Source organism: Corynebacterium vitaeruminis DSM 20294, from assembly GCF_000550805.1.
Lineage (GTDB): Bacteria > Actinomycetota > Actinomycetes > Mycobacteriales > Mycobacteriaceae > Corynebacterium > Corynebacterium vitaeruminis.
This window is the reverse complement of sequence record NZ_CP004353.1, coordinates 489,054-505,206: the sequence shown is the minus strand read 5'-3', so window position 1 is coordinate 505,206 and position 16,153 is coordinate 489,054. Positions and strand designations below refer to the sequence as shown.

The 16,153-nt window shown below is 66.3% G+C and carries 20 protein-coding genes; 9 read left to right on the top strand and 11 right to left on the bottom strand.

Going from position 1 to position 16,153, the window contains the following annotated elements; all coding sequences use genetic code 11:
- Positions 1 to 4: 4 nt before the first annotated feature.
- The 4 genes from B843_RS02450 to secY form a co-directional block, all read right to left on the bottom strand.
- On the bottom strand, positions 5 to 784 hold the full coding sequence (locus B843_RS02450; RefSeq protein ID WP_025251937.1) for a L,D-transpeptidase: 780 nt from the start codon (positions 782 to 784) through the stop codon (positions 5 to 7).
- An 86-nt stretch (positions 785 to 870) separates the two neighbouring features.
- On the bottom strand, positions 871 to 1,665 hold the full coding sequence (map, locus tag B843_RS02445) for a type I methionyl aminopeptidase (RefSeq protein ID WP_025251936.1): 795 nt from the start codon (positions 1,663 to 1,665) through the stop codon (positions 871 to 873).
- Positions 1,666 to 1,788: 123 nt separating this feature from the next.
- Complete coding sequence (locus B843_RS02440) at positions 1,789 to 2,334, bottom strand: adenylate kinase (protein WP_025251935.1); 546 nt, start codon at positions 2,332 to 2,334, stop codon at positions 1,789 to 1,791.
- Positions 2,334 to 3,656 carry a preprotein translocase subunit SecY gene (secY, locus tag B843_RS02435; protein ID WP_025251934.1) on the bottom strand — a complete coding sequence of 441 codons (1,323 nt, stop codon included), beginning with the start codon at positions 3,654 to 3,656 and terminating at the stop codon, positions 2,334 to 2,336. The genes B843_RS02440 and secY overlap by 1 nt, the downstream gene beginning before the upstream one ends.
- 253 nt (positions 3,657 to 3,909) lie before the next feature.
- Here secY and B843_RS02430 point away from each other — a divergent pair, with 253 nt between their 5' ends.
- Positions 3,910 to 4,707, top strand: a complete 798-nt coding sequence (locus tag B843_RS02430) for a formate dehydrogenase accessory sulfurtransferase FdhD (protein ID WP_081751471.1) — start codon at positions 3,910 to 3,912, stop codon at positions 4,705 to 4,707.
- A gap of 49 nt (positions 4,708 to 4,756) precedes the next feature.
- On the opposite strand, the gene rplO is transcribed toward B843_RS02430, so the two are convergent.
- From rplO to rpsH, 6 genes are read right to left on the bottom strand one after another with little or no spacing between them, the layout of a single operon-like run.
- A complete protein-coding gene (gene rplO / locus B843_RS02425; protein WP_025251932.1) occupies positions 4,757 to 5,203 on the bottom strand; it encodes a 50S ribosomal protein L15 in 447 nt (148 codons plus the stop codon).
- Positions 5,204 to 5,206: 3 nt separating this feature from the next.
- Positions 5,207 to 5,392, bottom strand: coding sequence for a 50S ribosomal protein L30 (rpmD, locus tag B843_RS02420; RefSeq protein ID WP_025251931.1), 186 nt, complete (start codon positions 5,390 to 5,392; stop codon positions 5,207 to 5,209).
- A gap of 3 nt (positions 5,393 to 5,395) precedes the next feature.
- Complete coding sequence (gene rpsE / locus B843_RS02415) at positions 5,396 to 6,022, bottom strand: 30S ribosomal protein S5 (protein ID WP_025251930.1); 627 nt, start codon at positions 6,020 to 6,022, stop codon at positions 5,396 to 5,398.
- A 40-nt stretch (positions 6,023 to 6,062) separates the two neighbouring features.
- Complete coding sequence (gene rplR / locus B843_RS02410) at positions 6,063 to 6,470, bottom strand: 50S ribosomal protein L18 (protein ID WP_025251929.1); 408 nt, start codon at positions 6,468 to 6,470, stop codon at positions 6,063 to 6,065.
- 2 nt (positions 6,471 to 6,472) lie between these two features.
- A complete protein-coding gene (gene rplF / locus B843_RS02405; protein WP_025251928.1) occupies positions 6,473 to 7,009 on the bottom strand; it encodes a 50S ribosomal protein L6 in 537 nt (178 codons plus the stop codon).
- Between the two features lie 15 nt (positions 7,010 to 7,024).
- Positions 7,025 to 7,423: a 30S ribosomal protein S8 gene (gene rpsH, locus B843_RS02400; RefSeq protein WP_025251927.1), complete on the bottom strand. Its 399-nt coding sequence runs from the start codon at positions 7,421 to 7,423 to the stop codon at positions 7,025 to 7,027.
- Positions 7,424 to 7,915: 492 nt separating this feature from the next.
- Between rpsH and thiM the strand changes: the two genes are divergently transcribed.
- From thiM to B843_RS02365, 7 genes are all read left to right on the top strand, one after another.
- Positions 7,916 to 8,845, top strand: coding sequence for a hydroxyethylthiazole kinase (gene thiM / locus B843_RS02395; protein ID WP_025251926.1), 930 nt, complete (start codon positions 7,916 to 7,918; stop codon positions 8,843 to 8,845).
- Positions 8,846 to 8,937: 92 nt separating this feature from the next.
- Positions 8,938 to 9,774 carry a bifunctional hydroxymethylpyrimidine kinase/phosphomethylpyrimidine kinase gene (thiD, locus tag B843_RS02390; protein WP_025251925.1) on the top strand — a complete coding sequence of 279 codons (837 nt, stop codon included), beginning with the start codon at positions 8,938 to 8,940 and terminating at the stop codon, positions 9,772 to 9,774.
- 182 nt (positions 9,775 to 9,956) lie between these two features.
- Positions 9,957 to 11,000 carry a GTP 3',8-cyclase MoaA gene (gene moaA, locus B843_RS02385; RefSeq protein WP_025251924.1) on the top strand — a complete coding sequence of 348 codons (1,044 nt, stop codon included), beginning with the start codon at positions 9,957 to 9,959 and terminating at the stop codon, positions 10,998 to 11,000.
- 64 nt (positions 11,001 to 11,064) lie between these two features.
- A complete protein-coding gene (locus tag B843_RS02380) occupies positions 11,065 to 12,333 on the top strand; it encodes a molybdopterin molybdotransferase MoeA (protein ID WP_081751470.1) in 1,269 nt (422 codons plus the stop codon).
- Between the two features lie 55 nt (positions 12,334 to 12,388).
- A complete protein-coding gene (gene moaC, locus B843_RS02375) occupies positions 12,389 to 12,874 on the top strand; it encodes a cyclic pyranopterin monophosphate synthase MoaC (RefSeq protein ID WP_025251922.1) in 486 nt (161 codons plus the stop codon).
- A gap of 10 nt (positions 12,875 to 12,884) precedes the next feature.
- Positions 12,885 to 13,508, top strand: coding sequence for a molybdenum cofactor guanylyltransferase (mobA, locus tag B843_RS02370; RefSeq protein WP_025251921.1), 624 nt, complete (start codon positions 12,885 to 12,887; stop codon positions 13,506 to 13,508).
- A gap of 67 nt (positions 13,509 to 13,575) precedes the next feature.
- Complete coding sequence (locus B843_RS02365) at positions 13,576 to 13,842, top strand: DUF2249 domain-containing protein (RefSeq protein ID WP_025251920.1); 267 nt, start codon at positions 13,576 to 13,578, stop codon at positions 13,840 to 13,842.
- A gap of 64 nt (positions 13,843 to 13,906) precedes the next feature.
- Here B843_RS02365 and B843_RS02360 read toward each other — a convergent pair whose 3' ends face one another.
- Positions 13,907 to 14,404, bottom strand: coding sequence for a molybdopterin-binding protein (locus B843_RS02360; protein ID WP_025251919.1), 498 nt, complete (start codon positions 14,402 to 14,404; stop codon positions 13,907 to 13,909).
- Between the two features lie 350 nt (positions 14,405 to 14,754).
- Here B843_RS02360 and B843_RS02355 point away from each other — a divergent pair, with 350 nt between their 5' ends.
- A complete protein-coding gene (locus B843_RS02355; protein WP_025251918.1) occupies positions 14,755 to 16,086 on the top strand; it encodes an MFS transporter in 1,332 nt (443 codons plus the stop codon).
- The last annotated feature ends 67 nt before the right edge of the window (positions 16,087 to 16,153 follow it).

Genomic DNA, 16,153 nt, shown 5'->3' with positions numbered 1-16,153 from the left:
AGTCTTAGTAGATGAAGACGGTGTCGCCCGGCTGCAGGGTGTTGAAGAACACCTCGGAGTCGGCGTAGTTCAGGTGGACGCAGCCGTGGGACAGGACGCCGACAGCACCGGAGTGGAAGGCGTGGCCCTGGTTGGTGAAGTAAACCGAGTTCGGCATCGGCGCGTTGTTGAACTGGCGGGACACCTCGTCCTTAACCTTGTACTGCACGGTGAAGGTGCCGGTCGGGGTTGCGGTCTCCGGGGAGGGGGCGCCAGCGGAAGACGGAGCCACGTAGGTGACCTCGCCGTTGCTCTGCAGCCAGGAGCGGCCACCGTTGAGGTCAACGCAGGCGTCGGCCCAGGTCGGGCACGGGCCGCGGTCAAAGGAGGCGGCGGCCTGTGCGGCTGCGGCCTGGCGGTCAGCCTCGGCCTGCGCGGCGGCCTGGCGGGCGGCCTCGGCCTTGGCGGCGGCGATGGCGGTTTCGCGCTCCTGGATGAGACCCGGGAACAGAGCGTTCACGGTGCCGTCGATGGTCTCGGCTGCGGCAGCAGCCTGATCGGCGGGCAGGGAAGCCTTGGCCTGCGCGATGAGGTTGTTGCGAGTGTTCCAAGCATTCTCGCGGGACTGCTGGTTGAGGTTCTCGACTGCGGAGTCGATATCAAACCCCGACGAAGCGGCCTGCTGAGCGGAGGCGGTCGCCGGCTGGAGGGTCAGGAGGGACGCAATGGCCGCGGTGGTTCCGACCATTGCGGACATCCGACGGCGGGACACCGTCTGCTGAGCGTGACGTAGCTTGTTAGACATGCGGATGAGTATAGACCTAAACCCTGGAATATAAGAAGTCGATTACTGCTTTCGCCACCAGATGCTTGAATCTATTCAGCTTCTGTTTACCTTCTGGGGGTGAGGATGCGGGGCCCGTTAGCCGTCGCGGCGACCGTGTGCTCCCAGTGCGACGCCCACGAATCGTCCTCGGTGACCACGGTCCAGTCGTCCTCCAAGACGTAGGAATCGACAGAGCCGAGGGTGAGCATCGGCTCGATAGCCAGCACCGAACCTTCCTGGATAATCGGACCCTTGCCTGGGCGGCCCTCGTTGGCGAGGTAGGGATCCTCGTGCATAGTGTGCCCGATGCCGTGCCCGCCGTAGCCGTCGACGATGCCCAGCTTGACGCCGAACTTCTTCTCGGCGGCACGGGTGGCCAGCTCGAGGGCGTGGGAGACGTCGGTGAGCCGGTTGCCCGGGACCATGGCCTTGAGCCCCTCCATGAGCACATACTCGGTCGCCTCGTTGAGCGCCTGTGCGTTCTTGTCCAGCTCGCCGATGCCGAAGGTCCAGGCGGAATCGCCCACCCAGCCCTCGAAGGTTGCGCCGCAGTCGATGGAGACTAGGTCTCCCTCGAGAAGCACGGTCTCCTTGTCGGGGATGCCGTGCACGATGACCTCGTTGACGGAAGCGCAGATAGATCCCGGGAACCCCTGATAACCCTTGAACGTGGGCACGGCACCCGCCGAGCGGATAACTTCCTCGGCGATCTGGTCGAGGTCGAGCGTGCTCATGCCCGCCTTGGCCTCCGCCTTCACCGCCTGCAGCGCCTTGCCCACGATCTCGCCCGCGGCCTGCATGGCGTCGAGCTCGCCCGGGGTCTTGGCCGGGATCATCTTCTTCTTAGACCTAAAGCCCATGAGTTAATCAGCCTTCTTAAAGATACGTATCGTCTAGGTGCACAGGATAGACCAAAGGCCCAGCACCGACGAAAATCATTCGCCGGCCCTAGGCCTTTCATCGTGGCTCTTGTGAGGTCGGGGCTACTTACCCAGCGCGGCCAGCGTGCGGGCGCTGATCTCCTCGACGGTGCCCTCGGCGACGATCGTGATGATCTGGTCGCCGTAGTGCTCGATGAGCGGGGCGGTCTCGTCGCGGTAGACCTGCAGGCGGGTGCGGATGGTCTCCTCGTTGTCGTCGGCGCGACCGCGGGCGAGCATGCGCTCGACCACGACGTCCTCAGACACCTGGTAGTTGATGACGCCGTCGAGCTGGGTGCCGAACTCCTCGAGGAAGCCTGCGAGGATGTCAGCCTGCTCCACGGTGCGCGGGAAGCCGTCCAGCAGGAAGCCGTTCTTGGCGTCCTCCTCCTCGAGGCGGGCCTTCACCATGCGGGCGGTGACGTCGGTGGGCACGAGCTTGCCAGCGTCGATGTACTGCTTTGCCTCAACGCCCAGCGGGGTACCCTCGCCGATGTTGGCGCGGAACAGGTCACCGGTGGAGATGTGCGGGACGCCGAGCTTTTCGGAGAGGATGACAGCCTGGGTGCCCTTGCCAGCGCCGGGAGGGCCGAGGAGAACGAGTCGCATTATTTGAGAAGTCCTTCGTAGTTACTTTGCAGAAGCTGGGATTCGATTTGCTTCACGGTGGTCAAAGCCACCGAGACCATAATCAAGATTGCGGTGCCGCCGAACGGGGTTGCCTGCGAGGAGGAAGAGCTGACTCCCAGATCGAGCGCGATGTTCGGCAGAACTGCGATGATGCCCAGGTACAGGGCGCCGACGAACAGCAGTCGGTTCATCACATATCCAAGGTACTCCGCGGTGGGCTTGCCCGGGCGGATTCCGGGAATAAAGCCGCCGTACTTCTTCATGTTCTCCGCCTGCTCGTTCGGGTCGTACTGCACCGAGACGTAGAAGTAGGAGAAGAAGATGATGAGGACGAAGTACAGGATGATGTACTGGTAGGAGGACGGCGTCTGCAGGTGCGCGATGACGTTGCGCTGCCACCAGTTGTCCGGAACCGAGCTGGAGCCGGAGTTGATGATCTGGGTGATGAGCACCGGCATGTAGATGAGCGAGGACGCGAAGATCACCGGGATAACGCCGGCCTGGTTGACCTTGAGCGGCAGGTAGGTCGAGGACCCGCCGTACTGGCGGCGGCCCACCATGCGCTTGGCGTACTGCACCGGGATGCGGCGCTGGCCCTGCTCGATGAAGGTGATGCCCACGACCAGCGCGATGACGGCGATGACCACGATGGTGAACACGAGCCCGCCGGAGGAGGACAGGATGTTGGCACCGTCGTTGGGCAGTCGGGTGGCGATGCCGGCGAAGATGAGCAGCGACATGCCGTTGCCCACGCCGCGTTCGGTGATGATCTCACCCAGCCACATGACCAGAATCGCGCCCGCGGACATGACGCACACGAGCAGGATGAGGTCGAAGATGTTGCGGTCGGCCTTCAGCACGGACACGCCCTGGCCGAGCAGCTGCTCGCGGTCGGCCAGCGCCACGATGCCCGAGGACTGCAGCAACGCGAGGCCCAAGGTCAGGTAGCGGGTGTACTGGTCCATCTTGGCCTGACCGGACTGCCCCTCCTTCTTCAGCTCCTCGAAGCGAGGGATGACGACGGTGAGCAGCTGGACGATGATCGACGCCGTGATGTACGGCATCACGCCGATCGCGAACACCGACAGCTGCAGCAGCGCGCCGCCGGAGAACAGGTTGATCAGCGAGTAGACGCTGCCCGACTCCTGGGTGAGCTCGCGGATGCGGCCGGAGATGGCTGCGTAATCCACGCCGGGCGATGGGATCTGGGCGCCGATGCGGTACAAGATGATGAGCGCAAGCGTGATGAGAATCTTCTTGCGCAGATCCGCGTCCTTGAATGCCTGGATAATGGCGGACACATGGCCTCCTGAGGGGAACCGCCTCTCCGCGCGCGAAGGCCCGGAGAAAAGAAGCAATTCCTTGGTACGTTGACAGCCCGCCGCGGGCAGGCTTGAACATGATTGACCTTGCCACTCTACCACCATGGACAACCGGCTACCACTTAGGAGCTGCCCCAACCACGCTCCCGTTTAGCGCACACGGGCTAGAATCACCTGGGGCGCCCGCGACCGCGGCGCCATCCCGAGGCTATTGATAAGGTCGTACACAATCATGGGTCGTTTGTCCACCGCGACGCGAGTCCGCCACATCAGCGTCGGCGAGGGCGTCCGCAGCGCCTACCGCCCGGTCCGGCTCATCGAGGAAGCCACGCTCACGGTCAACGCTCACGGCGCCCGCATCTTTAGCACCTCACGGCTGCCGGGCCACGACGTCGAGCTGGTCAACGGCTTCCTGCTCGGCGAGGAGATCATCAAGGACAAGTCGGAGGTGAGAAAGGCGAGCTTCTGCGGCGGCGCCGACGCCAACGGCACCAACCCGTACAACACCCTCGACGTCGAGCTCTCCCCCACCGCGACGATCAGGCTCGCCGCCTACCAGGCCATTGCCACCGCGCAGTCGTGCGGCGTCAAGGCCCCCAGCACGCCGCACGCGCCGATGAGGACGGTTTCCCCGCTCACGCTCGCCGCCGACGCCCTCGTGGCGCTGCCCGGCCAAGTCAAGGCGAAGGCCGCCATGTGGAACAAGACGGGCGCGGGCGTCCAGGCGGCAGTCGTGCGCGGCGGCCAGCTTCACCTCGTGCGCGAGGACGTTACCACCCTTGGCGCCGTCGACAAGGTCATCGGGGCATTGCTTATCGACGATCAGCCTACGGCCGGTAGCCTCCTGTTCGTCGGGGGATCGCTTGCCGAAGGCGTCGTCAAGCATGCGCTACGGGCAGGTTTTTCTGCGATCGCTGCGACGGGCAGCCCCACCGCGAGCGTCGTGAAGCTGTGCAAGGAGGCGGGCGCGGCGCTGGTTACCGACCTCGATGAGGGCGGGTTTAATCTCTACAACGGCACCCTGGCGTAGAAAAGGCCCCGAACCTCTTAGAGATTCGGGGCCAAAGAAGCCTATGTATTTAGGCCTCGGTGGTGGTTCCGCCAGCAGCAGCGATCTTCTCGACTGCAGACTTGGAGAACTTGTCGGCGGTGACGTTCAGCTTGACGCTGATCTCGCCGTTGCCCAGCACCTTGACCGGCTGGTTCTTGCGAACGAGGCCAGCTGCGGCGATGTCGGCAACGGTGACGTCGCCACCGTTGGGGAAGGCCTTCTCGAGGTCGGCAACGTTGACGACCTGGAAGTAGACCTTGTTGTTGTTCTTGAAGCCCTTGAGCTTCGGCAGACGCATGTGGATCGGCATCTGGCCACCCTCGAAAGCAGCGGAAACCTGCTTACGAGCCTTGGTGCCCTTGGTACCGCGACCAGCGGTCTTACCCTTGGAGGCCTCACCGCGGCCGACGCGGGTCTTAGCCTTGTTTGCGCCCTTTGCCGGGCGCAGATCGTGGAGCTTAATAGGATCGCTCATTGTTTACTCCCCTGCCACTTCTTCGACGGTGACCATGTGGCGCACGATCTGGATCATGCCACGGGTAGCACCATTGTCTTGGCGGACGACGGAGTGGCCGATGCGCTTGAGGCCGAGAGCAGAGATGTTCTTACGCTGCTTCGGGTTTGCGCCAACCAATCCCTTGGTCTGGGTGATCTTGAGGGCCATGGTTTAAGCCTCCTGTCCTGCGCGAGCGCGCAGCATACGAGCCGGAGCAACTTCCTCCAGGGTCTTGCCACGACGGGCAGCGACCTCTTCCGGACGGACGAGCTGCTTCAGGCCTGCAACAGTTGCGTGGACCACGTTGATGGCGTTGTCGGAACCGAGGGACTTGCACAGGATGTCCTGGACACCCGCGCACTCGAGAACCGGACGGGCAGCGCCACCGGCAATGACACCGGTACCGGGAGCTGCCGGGCGCATCATAACGATGCCGGCTGCGGCCTCACCCTGAACCGGGTGGGTGATGGTGCCAGCGACCATCGGGACGCGGAAGAAGTTCTTGCGAGCCTCCTCGGCACCCTTCTGGATAGCGGCCGGAACTTCCTTGGCCTTGCCGTAGCCAACGCCCACGAGGCCCTGGCCGTCGCCCACGATCACGAGAGCGGTGAAGCTGAAGCGACGACCACCCTTCACGACCTTGGAGACGCGGTTGATGGTCACGACGCGCTCGATGTACTGGGAGCGCTCGTCCTGCTGCTGGTTGCGACGATCGTCGCGGCGGCCGCCGCGGCGCTCGTTCTTGTTCTGGTTGTCGTCGGCGGAGCGTCCGCCGTCACGCCGTTCACGTCCCGGCATTACGCGTTCCTTCCGTTGAGGTTCATGTTAACGGTGATCATTAGAACTGCAGACCGCCTTCGCGAGCTGCATCGGCCAGCGCAGCGACGCGGCCGTGGTACTTGTAGCCAGCACGGTCGAAGACGACCTTCTCGATGCCAGCTGCCTTGGCGCGCTCGGCGATCAGCTGACCGACCTTGGCGCCCTTGGCCTTCTTGTCACCCTCAACAGCACGGACGTCTGCTTCCATGGTGGAAGCAGCAGCCAGAGTGCGGCCAGCGAGGTCGTCGATGACCTGAACGTGCATGTGGCGAGAGGTGCGGTGCACGACGAGGCGCGGAGCCTCCGGGGTACCGCGCAGGTGCTTGCGGATACGGTCGTGACGACGTGCGCGAGCGATGCGACGGCGGGTGGAGATGTCCTTGCCAACCGGCAAACGCTTGGCGTTGTTGTTCTCGTTGTTGCTCATGCTTACTTACCCGTCTTTCCGACCTTGCGACGGATCTGCTCGCCCTCATAGCGGATGCCCTTGCCCTTGTAAGGATCGTCCTTACGCAGGCGGCGGATGATGGCAGCGACCTGTCCGACCTTCTGCTTGTCGATACCGGAGACAGACAGCTTGGTGTTGCCGTCAACGGCGAAAGCGATTCCCTCAGGCGCCTCGATGAGGACCGGGTGGGAGTAACCGAGAGAGAACTCCAGGTCCTTGCCCTTAGCCTGGACACGGTAACCAACACCGAAGATTTCCATCTTGATGGTGTAGCCCTCGGTGACGCCAACAACCATGTTGTTGATCAGAGAGCGGGAAAGACCGTGCAAGGAACGAGACTTGCGGTTGTCATCCGGGCGTGCGACGACGATCTGGCCGTCCTCAACAGCGACGGTGATCGGCTCGGGAACGACGATGTTCAGGGTGCCCTTCGGGCCCTTGACCTCGACGGCCTGGCCGTCGATCTTGGTCTCAACACCGGACGGGATAGCGATAGGTGCCTTACCTACACGTGACATGTTTTCGCTCCTCCCTTACCAGACGTAGGCGAGAACTTCTCCGCCTACACCCTTCTCGGTCGCCTGACGATCGGTCAGCAGGCCCTGGGAGGTGGAGATGATAGCCACACCCAGGCCGCCGAGAACCTTCGGCAGGTTGTTGGACTTTGCGTACACACGCAGACCCGGCTTGGACACGCGGCGGACACCAGAGATGGAGCGCTCGCGCGAAGGGCCGTACTTGAGGGTCAGGGTCAGCTGCTTGCCAACCTTGGCGTCCTCGACGGTGTAATCAGCGATGTAGCCCTCGGACTTCAAGATCTCGGCGATGTTCACCTTGAGCTTGGAGGAAGGCATCGACACGGCGTCGTGGTGCGCGTGGTTAGCGTTGCGCACGCGCGACAGCATGTCGGCAATAGGATCAGTCATGGTCATGAAAAGTGACCTTGCGCCTTTCTCGTTGCGGTTCCTCCCACCCTTTTACTCAAGGCGTTACCGCGTCTACTACGGGCAACTTCACGCTCGCGCCGGCTCAATAGCCGGAGAGCTCGCTACCTCTAAAAATTCAGCGGTCGCATCGGGCGGGGGGCCTACAACAAAGTAGGTTTGAAAAATGTACTCGTGGACGTGTTTTTGGGCGCACTGAGGCGCGCAAAAGTCCGAGGAGCCAATTTACTCGCTATTTACCCACAACACAAGTCTTTTCTTGAAGTTTTCGCAGTGGTCACCTTGGCGTCGATAAGCAACCAGCTCTAGCACGTTGCTTGCCGACGCCTATCGGCGGGTGAACCTCACCACAAAAAGGGGTCTTGCCAGCACTGATAGAATGAAGTCAGCTTCCGGGGCCTCCGAAAATGCGCAGTTGAGATGAGACCCATCAAGCCATAACAGCTGTTGTACCAGTCTTCGCTAGCGAAGGGATTCCGAATGTCAGCCCCACGCCACCTGGAGGGCACCGAGTCCAGTGCCGCCACCGACCCCGTCGAGGAGATAGGCGCCGAATACCGGGCGCTCACGCCCGAGCAGGAGCTCCTCCTCGTCGCCGAGATCAACGCGCTGCGCGCGCAGAAGCCGCTCGTGCAGTGCCTTACTAATACTGTCGTCTCCCAGATCACCGCCAACGCGCTGCTCGCCGCGGGCGCGGAGCCGGTCATGTGCGACACCCCGTACGAATCCTTCGACTTCGCCCGCATCGCCGACGGCGTGCTCGTCAACGCGGGAACCCCCACCGACGAGCAGTACTCCGGCATGCGCCAGGCCATCGCCGGCGCCGCCGAGGCCCAGACCCCCTGGGTCCTCGACCCGGTCGAGGCCGGCGGGCTCGCCGCTCGCACCCACTTCTACCGCCAGGCCGTCCACCTGGCCCCCACCATCATCCGCGGCAACGCCACCGAGATCGCCGTCCTGGCCAAGGTGCGCGACGGCTACGAGGAGGTCGACTCCAGCCAGACGCTTTCGGTCACCGTCCCCGCGGCGAAGTGGCTGAGCGAGTACGGCCAGGCGATCGTCGCGGCCTCCGGGCTCACCGACGTCGTGGTCTCACCCGCGGGCACCACGCTTATCACCGGCGGGCACCCGCTGCTCAATAAGGTCATCGGCACCGGCTGCTTCCTGGGCGCGCTGTGCGCCGCCTATGCGGGCGCGGCCCGCAAGGAGGGGCTCGACCCCCACTGGGCGATCGTCGCGGCGCACGCCCACACCGCCGCCGCCGGCGCCAAGGCCGGGGCCCAGTTCCCCGCCCAGCCGGGATCCTTCCACGTGGCGTGGATCGACGCCCTCTACTCGCTCACCCCACGGGAGATCCTCGACTCGGTCACCATCGCCCACTCCGACAGCGGGGCCCAGGCCACGACCTAGCGGGCCTCACTGGCCTAACGCTCGGGTACCCTCCTGGTAGGGAAGCTGCCCGGCCTCTGGCAGCGGCACCCAATCGAGCCAAGGAGACTTTCATGCGCGTGCCCAACGTCTTGTCCATCGCCGGTACCGACCCCACCGGCGGCGCGGGCGCCCAGGCGGACATCAAGTCGATCTCCGCCGCGGGCGGCTACGCGATGAGCGTGGTCACGGCGCTGGTGGCGCAGAACACCCAGGGCGTGCGCGAGGTCCACGTGCCGCCCATGAGGTTCCTCCGCGCGCAGCTCGACGCCGTCAGCGACGACGTGCGCATCGACGCCATCAAGGTGGGCATGCTCGGCTCCGCCGAGATCATCGAGACCGTGGCGGCCTGGCTGCGCGAGCAGCCTGCGGTCCCGGTGGTGGTGGACCCGGTGATGATCGCCACCTCCGGCCACCGGCTGCTCGACGCGAGCGCCGAGGAGGCGCTCAAGGTGTTCCTGCGGGTGGCGAGCGTGCTCACCCCCAACATCCCGGAGCTGGCGGCCATCGCGGGCACTGACGTGCCGCGCACCTGGGAGGAGGCCTGCGCGGTGGCCCAGGCCGTCGCCGCGGACTACGACGTCGCGGTGGTGGTCAAGGGCGGGCACCTCACCGACACCGACGCGGGCAACGCGCTGGTCACCGCCGCGGGCGTGCAGGAGCACTGGACGGTGCGCCGGATCGCCACGAAGAACACCCACGGCACCGGCTGCTCGCTGTCTGCCGCGCTGGCCACGCGCCTGGCAGCGGGCGACTCGCTCACCCAGGCCCTAGACTGGACCACCGCCTGGCTGGCCGACGCCATCGCCGCGGCCGCCGACAACTCGATGCTCGACGTGGGCCACGGGCACGGGCCGATCCATCACTTCCACCAGCTGTGGGCGAAGGCCGGACTCTTTTCGCAGCGGTAGGCCTCCCCTCTTTGGTGCACCATTCCCCCAGGCACACTATTTAACCCGACTTTTTTGGAATTATTTTTGGCGGCCGGCCCTTTTCAGCGCGCACCCTCGCTAGACTGGGCTTCGTTATGGACGTGAAGAGAAAGCCCCTCCCGCTCGTCGCCGTGTCCGGCGAGCGGCCCGAGCCCGCCGCCATGGAGTCGCTGCCCGACCCGCGCCCGGACGGCACGCGGCAGCTGGTCGACTCCTTCGGCCGGGTGGCCAAGGACCTGCGCGTCTCGCTAACGGATCGCTGCAACCTGCGCTGCACCTACTGCATGCCGGAGGAGGGCCTCGAGTGGATCCCCACCGAGTCCACCCTCACCGACGCGGAGACGATCCGGCTCATCCGGGTGGCCGTCACGCTGCTGGGCGTGGAGTCGGTGCGCTTTACCGGCGGCGAACCGCTGCTTCGGCGCAGCCTGGAGGAGATCATCGCCGCGACCTCCCCGCTGAAGACCGCAACCGGCCGCCCCGTCGGCATCGCCATGACCACCAACGGGCTGGGCCTGGACAAGCGCATCCGCGGGCTGGTCGACGCCGGGTTGGGCCGGATCAACATCTCCCTCGACACGCTCGACCCCGGCCGCTACGCGCTCCTCAGCCGCCGCGACCGCCTCGCGGACGTCCTGCGCGGCATCGAGGCCACCCGCGTTACGGGCATCGGCCCGATCAAGATCAACGCCGTAGTCATGCCCGGGGTCAACGAGGGCGACGTCGTCCCGCTGGCCCGCTTCTGCCTCGAGCGCAGGCTCCAGCTCCGGTTCATCGAGCAGATGCCGCTCGGCCCCCGCGGCGAGTGGCACCGGGCGGACATGGTCACCGCCGACCACATCCTTTCCCTCCTGCGCGAGGAGATCGACATGGAGGCCTCTGCCACCCCGCGCGGCAGCGCCCCGGCGGCGCTGTGGCACGCGCGCGTCGACGGGCACGAGGGCGAGATCGGGCTAATCGCCTCGGTCACGCACCCGTTCTGCGGCGACTGCGACCGTACGCGGCTGACCACCGACGGCGCCGTGCGCAACTGCCTGTTCTCCCACCGGGAGTTCTCGCTGCGCGACATGATGCGCGAGGGCGCCACCGACGCCGAGCTGGCGCGGGTGTGGGCGGGCGCGATGTGGGTGAAGGCCGCGGGCCACGGCATCAACGACCCCGGCTTCCTGCAGCCGCAGCGCACGATGTCCGCCATCGGCGGATAGCCGGCACCCCTGATTCATACGCATTTCTAGGCACCCGCCGCAGAGACAGAAACGGAGCAGCACAGTGCACCACGACCACGGCCCTTCCGATTGCTGCGTAAGCCCGCGCGCGGCGCGTAGCGTCGACACGCATCTGCAGGCATGCCTCGAGGTTGCAGCCAGCTTGCCGACGCCTACGGAGACCGTCCCCATCACCGAGGCCGCGGGCCGCATCCTCGCCGAAGACGTCGCCGCCGCGCTGCCCGTGCCGCCGTTTAGTAACTCCGCGATGGACGGCTTCCTCGTCCATCTCGCCGACCTCGAGGGCCAGGGGCCGTGGACGCTGCCGGTCGCGGGCGACGTCCCCGCGGGCGCGCAGGCCGTCGCCGTCCCAGCAGGCCAAGCGGTGCGCATCATGACGGGCGCACCCACCGGGGAGGACACCGGGGGCCTCACGGTCATCCCGGTCGAGGACACGACGCTGCCCGCGGGGCCGGTGCCGCTGCCCGCGGAGGTGACCATCACCGCCGCCCCCACGGCCCCCCGGCACATCCGGGCGCGCGGAGAAAACATCGCGATCGGCGAGGCCGCGGTCCCCGCGGGAGCCCGCGTCGACGCGGGAGCGCTCGCCGCGCTGGTGTCGGTCGGCGCGCTGGAGGTGCCGGTCTTTCGCCGGCCGCGGGTCACGGTGATCGCCACCGGCGACGAGCTCGTCGCCGCGGGCCGGCTTCCCGGCGCGGGACAGATCCCGGATTCCAACTCCCCCATGCTCGCCCGGCTCGTCGAGGAGACCGGTCTCGCCGGGGTCCGCGAGCTGCGCGTGGGCGACGCGCCGGGCGCCTTCACCCAGGCCATCGCCGAGGCGAGGGAGTCGAGCGAGCTGATCATCACCTCCGGCGGGGTGTCCGCGGGCGCCTTCGACGTGGTCAAGGAGGCCCTATCCGGCACGGACGTGTGGTTCGGCAAGGTGGCGATGCAGCCGGGCAAGCCGCAGGGCCTGGGGCGCGTGGGGGACGCAGCGATCCTCTGCCTGCCCGGCAACCCGGTCAGCTCCTTCGTCTCCTTCCACCTCTTCGCGCTTCCCGTGATTCAGGCGCTCGCGGGGCTAAAGGCGGAGCCGCGCCCCTGGCTTCGGGCCCGGCTCTCGGGCGAGCTCCCCGCCCCGCGCGGGCGCGACCTCTTCGTGCCGGCCAGGCTGAGCCTCGCGGGCTCGCCGGTGGTTGGCTCCGCCACCGGGGGCCGCTTCGGATCCCACTTTGTGGCATCATTGACCGGCGTCAATGCCCTCGTCCACCGCGGCGTGGACGAGGGCCCCGCCGCCGACGGGGACACCGTCCTCGTCACCCCGCTCTAGCGGGCCCACCCGCCCGAGCTTTCCCACAGCCACCCACGCGCAAAGGAGCTTCCCCGTGTCCACCCCTCGGTTTACCCACCTCAACGAGGCCGGTTCGGCCTACATGGTCGACGTCACCGAGAAGCAGCCGACCGTGCGCCGCGCCACCGCCCAGGGCGAGGTGTCCTGCTCTCCGGAGATCCTCGCCGCGCTGCGCGAGGGCACCGTCCCCAAGGGCGACGTGCTCGCGGTGGCGCGGATCGCGGGCATCTCCGCGGCGAAGAAGGTACCCGACCTGCTGCCGCTCGCGCACACGATCGGCGTGCACGGCTGCGAGGTGGGACTCGAGCTGCGCGAGGACCACGTGTTCATCGAGGCGACCGTGCGCACGGCCGACCGCACCGGCGTGGAGATGGAGGCGCTCACCGCGGTGTCGGTGGCGGCGCTGGCGCTCATCGACATGGTCAAGGGCGTCGACCGCAGCGCCTACATCCGCACCTGCGGCATCGTGGCCAAGTCGGGCGGCCGCTCCGGCGACTGGTCCCGCGAGCTTCCCCGCTAGCGAGGCGCCCATGCCCACTACGTACTCGGTGTACTCGGTGATCGTGCTGGCGGGCGGCCGCAGCAGCAGGATGGGGGCAGACAAGGCGCAGGTGCTTCTCGACGGCCGAAGGCTCATCGACCACGTCCTCTCCGGCGTCGCCGCGCTGCCCGATCCCCCGGCCGCGGTCGCGGTGGTCTCGCCCGTAGACCTCGGGCTTGACGCCCAGGATTTCCCCTTCGCCCTCGAGCTCGCCTGCGAGCAGCCGGCCTTCGGCGGCCCCGTCGCCGGCATCGACGCCGGGATAGGGACGCTGGCACGCCACGGCGCGGCGCGGGTGGCGATCCTCAGCGTCGACGCGCCGCGCTCACCCGCGTGCATCCCGCGGCTTTTGGGCGCGCTCGGCGCGCGGGCGGACGCCGCCCAGGCCGTCGTCGAGGGGCACCGCCAGCCGCTCTTGGTCGCGTGGGACGCCGCGGCCCTGGGTGAGGCCCTCGCCGCGCTCCCCCAAGTGCGCGACAGTGCGGCCAAACGGCTCTACTCCGATGCGCGAGTGGCGCTCGTTTCCTGCCCGGGTCTCGCCCGGGACTTCGACAGCCCCGGCGAGCTGGCCGCCCTCGGCGAGGTGTCCCTTCCCCCACATCCAGATTTTTAAACGGTATTTACCGGTTTTATTGTGCTAGGCTGGGGTCGTTAACAACGAACCACCAAGGGAGAACCACATGGTCACCCAGCTTCCCATCGCAGGCTCCGGCGCCGAGGCCGAGATCCCCACTCTCAACGCCGCGATCATCCCGCACGCCATCCGCCACGGCGCCATCCACGGCGCGCTCAACTCGCGCGGGCTCGGCGAGTCGATGATCCTCATCGCGCCCCACAACCCGATCCCGCTCCTGCGGGAGATCGAGGCGGGCGAGCACTCCTTCGACCTGACCTATCTCAAGGAGGGGCCGGACGACTGGCACCTCAAGTTCACGCGTGTCGGATAGTTTCCCAGTTTTCCGCCGACACCCCGCGCGGCGGCAGAGCCTTCTGCCGCCGCGTTTTCGCACCCTAGGCCCGCGAGAGCCCCTCGAGGATGTTGGGCACCACGGGGATGAGCACCGCCATCGTGTCCTTTACCCCGCCCTTGGAGCTTGGGGCGTTGGCCACGATCGCGGCGTTCGGATGCCTGCCGGTCACGCCGATGAGCCCGCGCGAGAGCCCCGCCTGCGGCGTGGATTGTAGCCCCTTGAACAGGACCTGGCTCTCGAGCCCCTCCAGCCTGGTCTCGAGGATCTGGGCGGTGGCCTCCGGGGTCATGTTGCGCGGGCCGATACCGGTGCCGCCCGCGGTGACGATGAGCCGGGCGCCCGCCGCCTTGGCATCGTTGATCGCCTGGAACACGGCGTCGTAGCCCTCCGCGACCACCACACTTAAGACGACCTCCTCGGCCACCTTCAGCAGCTCGGATTCGAGCACGGCCGTCACCGTGTTCTCGCGCTCGCCGCCGACGATGCGATCGGAAACGACGATCGCCGCCGCCTTCAGTCCCGCCACCTTCTCGCTCATGCCCTACCTACCCTTCTCAGCAAAAATTCACAAGGATTCTAGACCGCACTTAAGGCCGCCAGCGTAGCGTCGATAAGCAAGGGCAGCGAAAGCCACCCCCGAAAGAACTTACCCTGAAAGAACGCGAACCGTCGGCGCCACCCCGCCGAGGCGCGGCTACCTGCGCCGATTGCATTTAATTGCCATGACCACGAGTTTTACCCCAAAAATTAAGCACGATATTTCTAGGTTTAAATTGTCCGAGTATGGGACACTGGAACTGTTGAATATGTACTAGGGCATGGCCGAGGCCCCCTCGTTTTGTCACCTCACGCTGTGCCCTGTCTCCTCCATTGCGAGGAAGGGCCGCTATGACCACCCTGGATACCTCCGGCCGCGTGCTCAAGGGCTGGAACCCCGAGAACCCCGACCAGTGGGACTCGAAGATCGCCTGGCGCACGCTCGTTATCTCCACCTACTCCCTGTTCATCGGGTTCGTCACCTGGTATCTCGTCTCGGCGATCGCGCCGCAGCTCAACGAGATCGGCTTCCACTTCAGCAAGGGCCAGCTCTACTGGCTCTCCTCCGCGTCGGGCCTGTCCGCGGGCTGTAGCCGCCTCGTGTTCATGTTCCTGCCGCCGATGATCGGCACGCGCAAGATGGTCACCATCTCCTCGCTGATCCTCGTGCTCCCCATGGTGGGCTGGTTCTTCGCCGTGCTCAACACCGCGACCCCCTTCTGGTGGATGCTCGTGCTGTCCATCGCTGGCGGCGTCGGCGGCGGCATCTTCTCCGGCTACATGCCCTCGACCGGCTACTTCTTCCCCAAGGCCAAGTCCGGCACCGCGCTGGGGCTCCAGGCCGGCATCGGCAACTTCGGCGTCTCCTTCATCCAGCTCATCGCCCCGCTGCTCATGGGCGTGTCCCTGTGGGGCGTGAAGGCCAGCCCGCAGATCAAGTCCGACGGCAGCCAGATCTTCGTGCACACCCCGGCCATCGTCATGGTGCCCTGGACGCTGCTGGCCGCGGTGCTCGCCTGGGCCTTCCTCAAGGACGTGCCGGTCAAGGCCAATTTCCGCCAGCAGATGGACATCTTCGGCAACAAGAACACGTGGATCATGACGCTCATCTACCTGGCCACCTTCGGCGCCTTCTCGGGCTTCGCCGCGCAGTTCGCCCTCATGGTCAACAACATCTACGGCACGAGCTCCCCGCTCGCCGACTCGTTTGCCGCCTCCGACCTGCCCAAGGGCGCCACCTTCGCCTTCCTCGGCCCGCTCATCTCCGCCGGAGTCCGCGCCGCGTGGGGCCCGCTGTGCGACAAGTTCGGCGGCGCCATCTGGACGTTCATCGGGCTGGTCGGCATGGCCATCTCCACCGCGGTCGCGGCGCTGTTTCTGAACCCCACCGACCCGAAGCAGTTCTGGTGGTTCCTCGGGGCCATGCTGGTGATGTTCTTCTTCACCGGCCTCGGCAACGCGGGCACGTTCAAGCAGATGCCCATGATCTTCGACCGCCGCCAGGCCGGTGGCGTGATCGGCTGGACCGCCGCGATCGCGGCCTTCGGCCCGTTCGTCGTCGGCGTCCTCGTCTCCGCGCTGGGGCCGAGCGCCTTCTTCTGGGGCTGCGTCGTCTTCTTCGCCGTCTGCGCCGTACTCGCCTGGGTCTTCTACGCCCGTCCGAAGGCGCCGTTCCCCGGCTAGCTCGCTTGTCGACGCTACGCGCCTGACCTTCACCCTGTCACCCACCGAAAACTCCCCCTTCCCAGAC